The sequence below is a fragment of the Chromobacterium sp. Rain0013 genome, from assembly GCF_015291765.1.
Lineage (GTDB): Bacteria > Pseudomonadota > Gammaproteobacteria > Burkholderiales > Chromobacteriaceae > Chromobacterium > Chromobacterium haemolyticum.
Map to the genome: position 1 here is coordinate 4,547,493 of NZ_CP031514.1, position 12,760 is coordinate 4,560,252.

The window sequence follows — 12,760 nt, forward strand, 5'->3', positions numbered from 1 at the left end:
TTCATGCTCCTTTGCTAAATACGGGCAGGCGGCCGCCTACCCTGGAATGACAACGCTCAGACCCTGCAAACGCGGATGCAAGGCGATCTGGCAGGCCAACCGGCTGTGGTCGTCGCCGGCTTCCAGCGCCGCCAACAGCCGCCGCTCCGCACGCTCCATCGCCGGCAAACGCAGCAGCCAGTCCCGCTCGACGCGAACCAGGCAAGTGCCGCAGGCGGCCTGCCCGCCGCAAACGCCGCGCATCAGCCCGGCGGCGGCCAGCGCCTGCATCAGGCTGCCGGAAGCGGCCACCTCCAGCCGCTGCTCCCCGCCATCCGCGACGCGCACGCTTAAAGCCATGGCTTCCGAGGCTGGCGCGGCTGAAACCGCCGGCTGAAACGCGTCCGCCAGGAAGCGCTCCTCCGGCAGGCCGCACTCCCGAGACAACAACTGACGCGCCGCGTCCACCATTGCCGGCGCGCCGCAGGCGTAGGCCTCGGCGGCGCGCAAACAGGGGTAATCCTCCGCCGCCGCCTGTTGCACGAAGCCGCGCCGTCCATGCCAGCCCGGCCCGGCCTCGGACAGCACCGGCTCGAAACGAAAGCCCGGACGCTCGCGCTCCCACTCCCGCATCTCCTCAAGCAAATACAGGTCGTCCGCTTTGCGGCCGCCCCAATACAAGGTCACGGGTCGCGCTCCGGGCACTCCCAGCCCCTGCTGCAACATCGCCCGCAGCGGCGCGATGCCGGTGCCGGTCGCCAACATCAACGACCGCTCGGCGCCGGAGTCCTCCCGCCAGACGCAATCGCCGTATGGCCCCTCCAGCCATAGCGTGTCTCCCGGCCTCGCTTGCCGGCGCAACCACTCGGAAAAAGCGCCGCCCGGCTGTAGCCTCACATGCAGCTCGATATCGCCATCAGCTCGCGGAGCCGCCGCCATCGAATAACTGCGCGTCAGCCCGCCCGGAGCCGTCACCGAAACGAACTGCCCGCTGCGAAAACGCAGCGGCGCCGCGTCAACGCACTCCAACCGCAATCGGCGGACATCGCGTCCCAAGCGCTCCATCACCGCCAGCCGGTAGCCGCGCGCGCCGCTGTCTTCCTGCTCCCTCATTTGCCGCTCCTTGATATCTCGCGCGCCGCGTCGGCGGCGCAGATGAACGGCTAGACTTTAGGCCGCCTTTGGACCAGCAAAAACATCCAGTTTTGATAAAATTGATGGTCCAGAACCAAAATGCACACATTAGGGAAGGAGGCCGCGCATGCTGCGCAAATGGGATTTGCAACTCAGCCTGGATAGAGACGGCGGGCTGCCGGTGCATCTGCAAATCGCCCAGCAGATCAGCACCGACATCCAGCGCGGCCGGCTGCGGCCGGGCGCGCCGCTGCCGGGCAGCCGCGAGTTGGCCGCGCAACTAGGCGTCAACCGCAAGACCGCGGTGCTGGCCTATGAGGAACTGGCGGCTCAGGGTTGGCTGCTGACACAGGGCCGGCGAGGCACCTTCGTCGCGCCCAGCCTGCCGCTGCTGACGCCGCGGGCCGCGCCGACCGCCGCGCGGACGCCTACAAACATCCCTGCAAACGACGACATCGACTTTGGCGACGGGGTGCCGGATTCGCGGCTGATTCCCTTCGACGTGCTGGGCCGCGCCTACCGCCGCGCGCTGATCGCCGCGGCCCGCGCCGGGCGGCTGGCCTACGGCGACCCGCGCGGCGAACTGCCCTTGCGCCAGGCCTTGGCGGAAATGCTGGACATGGAGCGCGGCCTCAACGCCGACGCCGAGCGCATCTGCGTGGTGCGCGGCAGCCAAATGGGCATTTATCTGGCCGGCCGCGCGCTGTTGCGTCCCGGCGACGCCGTGGGGCTGGACGCGCTCAGCTATCCGCCGGCGCGCGAAGCCTTTCGCTCTCTGGGCGCGCAACCGCTGGACGTGGAGCAAGACGCCGCCGGCATGCGGCCGGACGCGCTGGAACGGCTATGCCGGACTCAAGCAGTCAAGGCCATCTACCTGACCCCGCACCACCAGTACCCAACCACTCTGATGATGCCGGCAGAACGCCGACTGCAACTGCTCGCCCTGTCGCGGCGCTACGGTTTCGCCATCATCGAAGACGACTACGACTACGAATTCCATTTCAGCCACAGCCCGGTGCTGCCCATGGCCAGCCTGGACGCCGCCGAACGCATCGTCTACGTGGGCTCCCTGTCCAAAGTGCTGGCGCCTGGCCTGCGCGTAGGCTACTTGGTGGCCGATCCCGCCCTCATCCAGCGTTTCGCCGCCGACATCATGCTGATAGACCGCCAGGGAAACGCCGTCACCGAGCTGGCGGTGACGGAACTGATGCATAGCGGCGAGTTGAAGCGCCATCTCCGCCGCGCGCTGCGCATCTACCGCGCGCGCCGCCAAGCGCTGGCCGACGCGATAGACCGCCACCTGGCCGGCCTGGCCGAATACACGCTGCCGGAAGGCGGGCTTGCGCTATGGCTGCGGCTGCCGTCCTGGGTGGACATGCCGCGGCTGAGCGCGGACGCGCGGAGCGCCGGCGTGCGTTTTCTGCCCGGCGGCGCCTTCGGCAGCGACAGCCGCGACATCCCCGCGCTGCGTCTGGGCTTTGGCGCGCTGGAACCGGCGCAACTGGAACAAGGCGTCGCTCGTCTGGCTCAGGCGCTGCGCCGGCAAATTCCAGCGGCGGGATTGCAGTCGCCATGACGAAGAACTAATCTGAGCCGATACCCCGCCCGAAAGATCCGCCATGAACCACGCCAATGGCCCTTACCGGCTCACGCTGGAACGCCTGATCGACGCCCCGCCGGAACTGGTTTACCGCGCCTGGACCGAAGCCCGACTGCTATGCCAATGGTTCACCCCGCGTCCGTGGACCGTGGCCTCGGCCGAACTGGACGTCCGGCCCGGCGGCTCCAGCCTCGTGGTAATGCGCAGCCCGGAAGGACAGGACTTCCCCAATCGCGGCGTCTACCTGGAAGTGAAGCCGGGACGCCGCCTGGTCTTCACCGACGCCTATACCGAAGCCTGGCTGCCGTCGGCCAAGCCCTTCATGACCGTGACCTTGGAATTCGAGCCCCTCGACGGCAAAACCCATTACCGCGCCGACGTTTTGCATTGGACCGAGGCCGACTTGCGTGAACACGAGGCGATGGGCTTCGCCAGCGGCTGGGGCCAGGCCACTGATCAATTGGAAGCCCTGCTGGCCGGACTGCGCGCAGAGCATTGAGCGCGTATTCTTTTTTATCAATCGCTTAGCTCCAATCGCTGTCGCCAGCCCCCTGTGGGGCCGCCGCGCGCCTTGCCAAAACAGACAAAAAACGCTACATTCGGGCGCTCTAGCCGAAAATGCGCGGGTGTAGCTCAATGGTAGAGCAGAAGCTTCCCAAGCTTACGACGAGGGTTCGATTCCCTTCACCCGCTCCAGTCCGATTCCCCAACCAGTAACCTAGATCAAACCGCTGGCATGGCCCATCCGAGCATCCACCAATGAAATTGAACTCCGGCCGGCTGTGGCTTCGCATCGCTGTTTACAGCCTCACCGCCTTGGTCGCGGTCGTCGTGCTGGTGCAATCGCTGATCTATTGGCAGTTCGATGAAGCCCAAGTGCGCGGCACCCTGTCCCACGCCCTGCAAGATACCGGCCGCGTCATCAGCATCGAAGGCCGTGTCACCCCCGTATTGTTTCCCGCCCCCGGCATCCAGATTGAAAAGCTCTCCGTCTCCGAGCCGGGCCAGCAAACGCCCTTCGCCCGAGTGGAAGAACTACGCGTCGGCCTGGCCTGGTGGCCGCTGCTGTTCGGCAACCGCGAAGTCAGCTCAGTGGCGCTGTACGGCCCCAGCGCCAATATCAGCCGCGGCGAAGACGGCCGCCTATCCATCGCCGATCTGTTTCAACGCCATAGCCAGAGCAGCTTCTCCATCAAGCTGGACACGCTGAAGATACGCGAAGGCACTCTGGTGCTGTCCGACCAGATGACCCATACCGACAGCCGCGTCGCCAGCATCAGCCTGGACGCCGAGGATCTGCGAGGCGGCGCCAGCCTCAGCGCCGGCGCCATCCTGGAACAGGGCTCGCGCCCGGTGCGGCTGGCGGTCAACACCCCGCTGTCCATCCAGGACGATCAGGTCAGCCTGGAAGCGCTGGACGCGGTGGCGATGACCCAAGTGCCAGGCCTGGGCGAAAGCAAGCTCACCGTCAGCGGCCAGTACAAGCTCAACTTCGCCACCTTGCAAGCCACCGGCAGCAATGTGGCGCTCGCCTTCAGCAGCGAGCGGCCCAGCAGCGAAGTCCACCTGGCGCTGCCTCAAATCAACGCCAGCTTCGACGAACTCACCATGCCCTCCGGCCAGCTGAGCGCCAAGCTCAGTTACGCGCGCAGCCAGTACCAGCTGGAAGCCGCGCTGGAAAACCTCAAGCTCAACGAGGCAGGCCTGTACGCCGACAAGCTGCACGGCGACTTCAACTGGCTGGCCGGCTCCACCAAGGTCAACGTCAAACTCAACGCGCCGCTGTCGCTGGCCGGCATGAACCAATTGCGAATGCAGCCGCTGGCGCTGACCTCCACCATCACCACTCCGCTGCTGCCGCGCGGCAAGCTGGTCTCCACCATGGACGGCGCTTTGGACGGCGACCTGGACGAACCGCGCTTCAATCTGCGCGTCGCCGGCAAGATGGACGGTTCCGACCTGGCGGTCACCGTCAGCCAGTACGGGCTGATCAAACCGCGCCATGAGGCAACAGTGTCCGTGGGCCGGCTGGACCTCAACCGCTACCTGCCGGAAAGCAAGGGCGACCCGGTGGCCATCTTCCAAAACACTGGCGACATCCCGCTGGACTGGCTGGACCTGTTCGACCTCACTGGCAAGGTGGCGATAGGCGAGCTGGCGGTGGGGCGCTTCCGCATCAAGCAGATCAGCAGCAATGTGCGCATCAACCCGCGCGAACTGGAGCTGGACCAGATGTCGGCCGACATTTACGAAGGCCGCTTGCAGGGCGATGCCAGCCTCAGCCGCCGCGACGTGCCTCAGCTGAAAGTGAACCAGACCCTGCAAGGCATGAAGATCCGTCCGCTGCTGGTTGACTTGTTCAACTTCAGCCGCCTGGACGGCAAGGGCAACGGCAAGATAGATATCAACGCCGACGGTAAATCCTTCGCCCAGCTGCGCAACACTCTGAGCGGCAATGTGCAAATGAGCCTGAACAACGGCGCGCTGACAGGGATCGACTTGGTGGCCGCGCTGAAAAACCTGCCGGCCGAGCTGAAGGAATGGAACAGCGCCGCGCAGAACGACCAAAAAACCACCTTCTCCACACTGTCCAGCAGCTTCCGCCTGGACAAGGGCGTGGCGCGCAGCCAGGACCTGAAACTGGCTTCTCAGCTGATGAATGTGGGTGGCGGCGGCAAGATAGACCTGAAGCAGAGCATTGTCGACTACACCATGGACGTGCAGGCCAATCCGCTGGCCTTCACCCGCCTCAAGGGCGTCAACGTGCCGTTGAAGATCACCGGCCCGCTGAACGCCCCGGTGTACGCGCTGGACTTCAACGCCATGGTCAAGGGCAAGAAAACCGAGGTGGAAAAACAGCAGGCGCTGAAGCAGCAGTTGCAAAAGCAGATCACCACCATCCTGCCTTAGAGCTTGTTCTAAAGTCTGCTGCGCTTCGGCGGGATGGATAGATAAAGGGCGTTGTAACCCGCTTCGAAATGCTCATGTACCGTGTGTACACTCCGCTTTTTCAACCGTTTTCGCCTTGTCTCGCCCTAGCTCGCAAGATCGTAAACACGTTCTGAGAACCCGCATTAACACGAACGGCCCCCGCGACTCACGCCGCGGGGGCCGTTTCGGCTTTCTCTCGTCGGACCTTAGTCCCCCTGCAGAATCCGGTACTCTGCCAGCGCCAGTTGTTCCGGCGTGCCCAGCAACACCAGCGCGTCCCCCTGCTCCACCTCGAAGCTGTCGTCGAAATCGGTGCGCCGCACCCGCTGACGGCGAATCGCCTTCAATTCCACGCCTAAATCCTGCAGATGCAGACTGGCCAGCGGCTGGCCCACCGCCGCCGCCCCGGTGCAGACCTGAACACTCTGCAAGCGCGGCACCAGCGCCTCGTCCATGGCCTCGCCCTCGTCGCTGGCGCCGCGGAAAAAGCCGCGGAACAGACCATAACGCTCCTCGCGCACCGCGCGGATGCGACGCACCACCCGGCTCGGCGGCACGCCCACCACCAGCAAGGCCTGCGAGGCCAGCATCAAGCTGCCCTCCATCATCTCGGCCACCACCTCGTCGGCGCCGGCGTGGCGTAGTTGATCCATATCGCTGTCGTCCACGGTGCGCACGATCACCGGCAGCCCCGGCCGCGCATGTTCGACCGAACTCAAAATACGCAAGGCCGCGTGAGTATCCGCAAAAGTCACCACCACCGCCTTGGCGCGCATCAGGCCGGCCGCCACCAAAACCTCGTGCTTGCCGGCGTCGCCGAACACCACCGGATCGCCGGCCTCACTGGCTTCGCGCACTCGCTCAGGATCCATGTCCAACGCGAAGAACGGAATGTCCTCCGCTTCCAACAGCCTCGCCAGCGCCTGACCGCTGCGGCCGTAGCCGCAGATCACCACATGGTCGTTCTTGGACATGCTCTCCACCAGCATATGGTGCAAGTCCAGCGCCTGGAACATCCAGTCCTGCTTGATCAGACGGCGGGTGATCTTGTCGCCGTACAGGATCAGGAAAGGCGCAATCAGCATTGAAATCAGAATCGCGGCGATAGCCGCCTGGGCGGTGCCGGCCGGCACCAAATGCAGGTTCAAGGCCAGCGCCAACAGTACAAAGCCGAATTCGCCGCCTTGCGCCAGGGCCAGGGCCGCCCGCATGGACTCATTGGACTTGTGGCGGAAACCGCGCGCCACGCCAAACACCACCGCCACCTTGATCGGCAGCAGCAGGGCCAACATCAGCAGCACTTCGCCGAAACGCTCGAACAACACCGTCAGTTCCAGCTTCATGCCGACGGTGACGAAGAAGAAACCCAACAGGATGTCTCGGAACGGCCGGATGTCCTCCTCCACCTGATAGCGGTATTCGGTTTCCGAAATCAACATGCCGGCCACGAAGGCGCCCAAGGCCAGCGACAGGCCGGACAGCTCGGTGAGCCAAGCCACGCCCAAGGTCACCAGCAACACATTGATCATGAACAGCTCGCCCGAGCGCTGCCGCGCCACCAGGTGGAACCACGGCCGCAGCAGGCGCTGGCCGAAGAACAACAACAGGGCCAGCACCACCACTACCTTCAACGCCGCCAGGCCCAGGTCCATCCACAAGGTGTCGCTGCCGCCGGCAAAGGCCGGGAACAGGATCAGCAAGGGCACCACCGCGATATCCTGGAACAGCAGCACGCCGATGGCCAACTGGCCGTGAGCCTGGTTCAACTCCAGCCGCTCGTTGAGCAGCTTGCTGACGATGGCGGTGGAAGACATCGCCAGCGCGCCGCCTACGGCGAAGCCGGTCAGCGGACTGCCGCTGATCCAGCCCACCGCCAAGCCCACCAGCAGCATGGTGGCCGCCACCTGGCCAAAGCCGACGCCGAACACCAGCTGCCGCATTGCGCGCAGCTTGGGCAGGGAAAACTCCAGGCCGATGGAAAACATCATGAAGACAATGCCGATCTCGCCGAGAAAGGCGGTTTCATCGCCTTGCGGGATCAAATTCATCACGCCGGGGCCCGCCAGGAAACCCACCACCAGATAACCGAGCATGGCCGGCACTTTCAGGCTGCGGCACAAAGTCACCGACAACACCGCGGCCAGCAAAACCAAGACGATAGGGGCAAGAGACGAATGCATCGCGCGGCGGAACTCCTGAGGCTGATGGGATGGAAGGCTGCAATTTTTAACACATGCCAAGCAAAAGATGCACCAGCCTGCGTTCAGCGATTATAACCTTTGATATACTTTCGAATTATGGAAAAAGTACAAGCTCCGTCCCGGCTCCAGTTGGCCCGGGAAGTCCTGCAGATAGAGTCGGAAGCCATCAGTGCGCTCTCGCGCAGCCTGAACGGCGACTTTCTCGCCGCCGTGGACCTGATTCTGTCCAGCACCGGCCGTCTGGCGGTCACCGGCATGGGCAAGTCCGGCCACGTGGCGCGCAAGATCGCCGCCACCCTGGCCAGCACCGGCACGCCGGCCTTTTTCGTCCACCCGGGCGAGGCCGCCCATGGCGACCTGGGCATGATCACCGCTCAAGACATTGTGCTGGCCTTGTCCAACTCCGGCGAAAGCGACGAGATCATCGCGCTGCTGCCTGCCTTGAAGCGCAAGGGCGTGCGCTTGATCTGCATGACCGGACGCGAAAGCTCCACCATGGCGCAGGAGGCCGACATCCATCTGGATGCCCGCGTGGAAAAGGAAGCCTGTCCGCTGGGGCTGGCGCCCACCACAAGCACCACGGTGCAGATGGCGCTGGGCGACGCGCTGGCGGTCACGCTGATGGACGCGCGCGGCTTTGGTCAAGGCGACTTCGCGCTATCGCATCCGGGCGGCAGCCTGGGCCGCAAGCTGCTGGTTCACGTTTCCGACATCATGCACAGCGGCGACGAATTGCCGCGGGTGGCGCCGGGCACCCCGCTGAAAGACGCCTTGCTGGAATTGTCGCGCAAGCGGCTGGGCATGCTGGCCGTCTGTTCCGCAGACAACGCCCTGCTGGGCGTCTACACCGACGGCGACCTGCGCCGCACGCTGGAACGTTCCGCCAATCTATACGATCTGACCATAGATCAGGTGATGAGCCCCTCGCCGCGCACCATAGGGCCGAAAAAACTGGCCACCGAGGCGGTGTTCCTGATGGAGCAGAACAAGATCACCAGCCTGCTGGTCGTAGATGAAGACAACAAGCTGATAGGCGCGCTGCATCTGCACGACCTATTCAAAGCCGGCGTGATCTGAACGTCGGCATTAGCAAGGACAAGCATGCAAAGCATTTTCGAGCAGGCCCGCAAGGTCAAGCTGCTGATCATGGATGTGGACGGCGTGATGACCGACGGCCGCATCTACTACAACGCCCACGGCGAAGAAAGCAAATCGTTCAACGTACAAGACGGCCTGGGCCTGCGCCTGCTGCAATCCACCGGCGTCAAGCTGGCCATCATCTCCGGCCGCGCCGACCGCTGCGTAGAGCATCGCGCCCAGGCGCTGCAGATCGACCACTACTATGGCGGCGTGCACGATAAGAAGCTGGCCCTGGCCGAACTGCTGGCCTGCACAGGCCTGAGCGCCGAAGAATGCGCCTTCATCGGCGACGATCTGATCGACCTGCCCATCATCACCCGCGTCGGCCTGGCCGTCGCGGTGCCGGAAGCGCCGGCCCTGGTGCGTCAGCGCGCGCACTACGTCACCGGCTGCTCCGGCGGCAAAGGCGCGGTGCGCGAGCTGGCGGAACTGATCATGCAGGCCCAAGGCTCCTTCGATCAGATCCTGGCAAGGTATCTGGCATGATCCGCCTGCTGCGCTCCCACCGCCTGTTCCCGCTGCTGCTGGTGGGCCTGACCGGCCTCTTGACCGTGTGGCTGGACCAAGTCTCCCGCTGGGACAGCAACCGACGCGAACTGGACCCGGACAAGCCCGAATACGTGGCGGAACACCTGACCGCCACCCGCTTCGACGCCCAAGGCAAGCTCAATGAACGGCTGATCGCCACCCGCATGTGGCAGTACCCGGGCAAGGACGACGCCTTCTTCGAGAACCCCGAGCTTTACCAGTACCAGCAAGGCGCGCTGCAATACCAGTTGATCGGCGACGTCGGCCGTTACAACAACAAGACTCAGCAGGCCTACTTCGACAAGAAGGCGACCATGATCCAGCCCGCCGCCGCGGACAAGCCGGAAACCAAGGTCGTCACCAGCGCCATGCACGTCGACACCGCCAAGAAAATCGCCCGCTCCGCCGCGCCCACCGTGTTCTATCACGGTAAATCGCACGGCAACTCCGTGGGCTTCGTCTATCAGCAACAGACAGGTTTGTTGAACCTGCTGTCTCACACCAAGATCATTTATGAAAAATAAGCTCCGTCTCCTGTTGGCCGGCCTGGCGCTGGCCGCCGCTTCCGTCGCCCACGCCGAACAGGCCGACCGCACCAAGCCGATGGAAATCACCAGCGACAACGGTTGCACCATGGACCAGATCAAAGGCGTGTCCACCTGCGAAGGCAATGTGGTGGTGATTCAGGGCACGCTGCGCCTGAACGCCGACAAAGTCGTCGCCACTCAGGACAAGCAAGGCCAACAGACCCTGGTGGCCACCGGCCGCATCGTCACCTTCCGCCAAAAAATGGACGGCAAGAACGAATGGGTGGAGGGCCAGTCCAGCCGCCTGGACTACAGCAGCGCCGCCAACCTCGCTGTGCTGACCGGCAACGCCCGGGTCAAGCGCGAAGGCGATCTGGTGGTGGGCAATGTGATCACCTACAACACCCAGAACGAAACCTACCAAGTGACCGGCGGCACCGCCACCGGCCCCAACAAGGGCCGCGTCACCGTGATCCTGCAGCCGAAAAACACCGCCTCGCAGCCGGCGGCGGCCAAACCCGCCAGCGGAGCCAGCAAATGACGCAAAGCGTGCTCAAGGTTGAGCGCCTGCGCAAGCGCTTCAAAAAACGCACCGTGGTCAAGGACGTGGCGCTGGAAATCGCCAGCGGCGAAGTGGTGGGCCTGCTCGGCCCCAACGGCGCCGGCAAGACCACCAGCTTCTACATGATCGTCGGCCTGATCGGCGCCGACGACGGCGAAATCCGCCTGGACGATCAGGTGATCACCCACTATCCCATCCACCAGCGCGCGCGCCTGGGCCTGGGCTACTTGCCGCAGGAAGCCTCCATTTTCCGCCGCATGACGGTGGAAGAGAACATCAGCGCCATCCTGGAAGTGTCCGGCCTCAAGGGCAAGGAACTGGAAAAAGAGCTGGACCTGCTGCTGGACGACCTCAACATCGGCCATCTGCGCGACAGCAGCGCGCTCTCGCTGTCCGGCGGCGAACGCCGCCGCGTCGAGATCGCCCGCGTGCTGGCCACCCGGCCGCGCTTCATCCTGCTGGACGAACCCTTCGCCGGCGTCGACCCGATCGCGGTGATCGACATCCAGAAAATCATCTCCTTCCTGAAGGAACGCGGCATCGGCGTGCTGATCACCGACCATAATGTCCGCGAAACCTTGCGAATCTGCGACCGCGCCTACATCATCAGCGAAGGCTCGGTGCTCGCCTCCGGCGAACCGGAAGAACTGGTCAACAACGAGAAGGTGCGCGAAGTCTACCTTGGCGAACACTTCCACCTGTAAGCGATGAAACAGACCCTTCAGCTCAAGGTATCGCAGCAGCTGACCCTGACGCCGCAGCTGCAGCAGTCGATCAAGCTGCTGCAGATGTCCACTCTCGACCTGCAGACCGAAGTCGAGCGCTTCTTGCTGGATAATCCCTTGCTTGAGCGCGGCGACGAAGCGCCGCAGGGCGAAGCGGCTGACGCCGCCGCCGGCCAGCGACAGGACGGCCCCGCGGAAACCCGCGACGAGGCCTCCGGCGACGACGGCGAGCGCGGCGCCGAGGCCGGCGAACTGAGCGACTGGGGCAGCGGCGGCCGCCGCGGCGACGGCGACGACGAACTGGACCCGATGCTGAACGTACCCTGTCCGGTCAGCCTGCGCGAGCACCTGCTGGCGCAACTGGGCGAAGTGGCGCTGCCCACGCGCGACCAGGCCATCGTTCAGTTGCTGATCGAAGAGCTGGACGACGACGGCTACCTAGGTCAAACGCTGGAAGACATCGCCAGCCACCTGCCGCTGGAACTGGAAATCGAAGCCGACGAACTGATGATAGGCCTGCGCCTGCTGCAACAGTTCGACCCGCCCGGCGTCGGCGCGCGCTCGCTGCCGGAAGCGCTGGCGCTGCAATTGCAGCGGCTGGATCCGGACGAGCCCCAGCGCGAGCTGGCGCTGGCCATCGTCCGCGACCACCTGACCTTGCTGGGCAACAGAGACTACACCCGGCTGAAAAAGCAGCTGAGCGTGGACGACGCCGCGCTGCGCGCCGCCCAGGCGCTGATCGCCCGCCTCAACCCCCGCCCCACCGCCGGTTTCGGCGCCAGCGACACCCAATACGTGATCCCCGACGTCTCGGTCAGAAAGCGCAAGGGCCGCTGGGTGGCCGCCCTGAACGGCGGCGCCGTGCCCAGGCTGCGCGTCAACCAGATGTACGCGCGGCTGCTGGCGGAAAACCGCGGCGGCAACGGCGAAATGTCCTCGCGTCTGCAAGAGGCGAAATGGCTGGTGAAGAACATCCAGCAGCGATTTGACACTATCCTGAAAGTGGCGGAAGCTATCGTTGAACGGCAGCAATCGTTCTTTGAACACGGCGAAGTGGCCATGCGCCCGTTAATCCTTCGCGACATCGCGGACGAGCTGGGTTTGCATGAATCCACGGTTTCCAGAGTGACCACCCAGAAATACCTGCTCTGCCCGCGCGGCCTGTTCGAGCTCAAGTATTTCTTCGGCAGCGCGCTGGAAACCGACAGCGGCGGCGAGTGCTCCGCCACCGCGATCAAGGCGCATATCCGCAGCCTGATAGACGCCGAATCGCCGAGCAAACCGCTGTCCGACAGCGCTCTGGTCGAAGCGCTGTCCAAACAGGGAATACAAGTTGCCAGACGCACGATAGCCAAGTATCGTGAAGCCATGCAGATACCGCCGGTCAACCAACGCAAGACGTTGTGAGCCAGGCGGCGGAATACAGCGATCCG

11 protein-coding genes and 1 tRNA gene are annotated in these 12,760 nt (G+C 64.3%); 10 read left to right on the forward strand and 2 right to left on the reverse strand.

Features of this window, described 5'->3' with window-relative positions:
* Nucleotides 1-36: 36 nt before the first annotated feature.
* A complete protein-coding gene (locus DXT74_RS20760; RefSeq protein WP_194426921.1) occupies nucleotides 37-1,092 on the reverse strand; it encodes an FAD-binding oxidoreductase in 1,056 nt (351 codons plus the stop codon).
* Nucleotides 1,093-1,240: 148 nt separating this feature from the next.
* Here DXT74_RS20760 and DXT74_RS20765 point away from each other — a divergent pair, with 148 nt between their 5' ends.
* From DXT74_RS20765 to DXT74_RS20780, 4 genes are all read left to right on the forward strand, one after another.
* Complete coding sequence (locus tag DXT74_RS20765; protein WP_194426922.1) at nucleotides 1,241-2,689, forward strand: PLP-dependent aminotransferase family protein; 1,449 nt, start codon at nucleotides 1,241-1,243, stop codon at nucleotides 2,687-2,689.
* Between the two features lie 43 nt (nucleotides 2,690-2,732).
* Nucleotides 2,733-3,212, forward strand: coding sequence for an SRPBCC family protein (locus tag DXT74_RS20770; protein WP_019104250.1), 480 nt, complete (start codon nucleotides 2,733-2,735; stop codon nucleotides 3,210-3,212).
* A 123-nt stretch (nucleotides 3,213-3,335) separates the two neighbouring features.
* Nucleotides 3,336-3,409 (forward strand) — tRNA-Gly (locus DXT74_RS20775).
* A gap of 63 nt (nucleotides 3,410-3,472) precedes the next feature.
* On the forward strand, nucleotides 3,473-5,623 hold the full coding sequence (locus tag DXT74_RS20780; protein WP_114152563.1) for an AsmA family protein: 2,151 nt from the start codon (nucleotides 3,473-3,475) through the stop codon (nucleotides 5,621-5,623).
* Between the two features lie 227 nt (nucleotides 5,624-5,850).
* On the opposite strand, the gene DXT74_RS20785 is transcribed toward DXT74_RS20780, so the two are convergent.
* On the reverse strand, nucleotides 5,851-7,824 hold the full coding sequence (locus tag DXT74_RS20785) for a cation:proton antiporter (protein ID WP_081554306.1): 1,974 nt from the start codon (nucleotides 7,822-7,824) through the stop codon (nucleotides 5,851-5,853).
* A 117-nt stretch (nucleotides 7,825-7,941) separates the two neighbouring features.
* Between DXT74_RS20785 and DXT74_RS20790 the strand changes: the two genes are divergently transcribed.
* From DXT74_RS20790 to DXT74_RS20815, 6 genes are read left to right on the forward strand one after another with little or no spacing between them, the layout of a single operon-like run.
* Complete coding sequence (locus DXT74_RS20790; RefSeq protein WP_043632493.1) at nucleotides 7,942-8,922, forward strand: KpsF/GutQ family sugar-phosphate isomerase; 981 nt, start codon at nucleotides 7,942-7,944, stop codon at nucleotides 8,920-8,922.
* A 24-nt stretch (nucleotides 8,923-8,946) separates the two neighbouring features.
* The gene (locus DXT74_RS20795; RefSeq protein WP_043632491.1) at nucleotides 8,947-9,471 is read left to right on the forward strand and encodes an HAD family hydrolase; all 525 of its coding nucleotides are present in this window, start codon (nucleotides 8,947-8,949) and stop codon (nucleotides 9,469-9,471) included.
* Nucleotides 9,468-10,037 carry an LPS export ABC transporter periplasmic protein LptC gene (lptC, locus tag DXT74_RS20800; RefSeq protein WP_019104255.1) on the forward strand — a complete coding sequence of 190 codons (570 nt, stop codon included), beginning with the start codon at nucleotides 9,468-9,470 and terminating at the stop codon, nucleotides 10,035-10,037. The genes DXT74_RS20795 and lptC overlap by 4 nt, the downstream gene beginning before the upstream one ends.
* A complete protein-coding gene (gene lptA, locus DXT74_RS20805) occupies nucleotides 10,027-10,581 on the forward strand; it encodes a lipopolysaccharide transport periplasmic protein LptA (protein ID WP_043591966.1) in 555 nt (184 codons plus the stop codon). The genes lptC and lptA overlap by 11 nt, the downstream gene beginning before the upstream one ends.
* The gene (gene lptB, locus DXT74_RS20810; RefSeq protein WP_019104257.1) at nucleotides 10,578-11,306 is read left to right on the forward strand and encodes an LPS export ABC transporter ATP-binding protein; all 729 of its coding nucleotides are present in this window, start codon (nucleotides 10,578-10,580) and stop codon (nucleotides 11,304-11,306) included. The genes lptA and lptB overlap by 4 nt, the downstream gene beginning before the upstream one ends.
* Before the next feature lie 3 nt (nucleotides 11,307-11,309).
* Nucleotides 11,310-12,734, forward strand: coding sequence for an RNA polymerase factor sigma-54 (locus tag DXT74_RS20815; protein WP_194426923.1), 1,425 nt, complete (start codon nucleotides 11,310-11,312; stop codon nucleotides 12,732-12,734).
* Nucleotides 12,735-12,760: the final 26 nt, after the last annotated feature.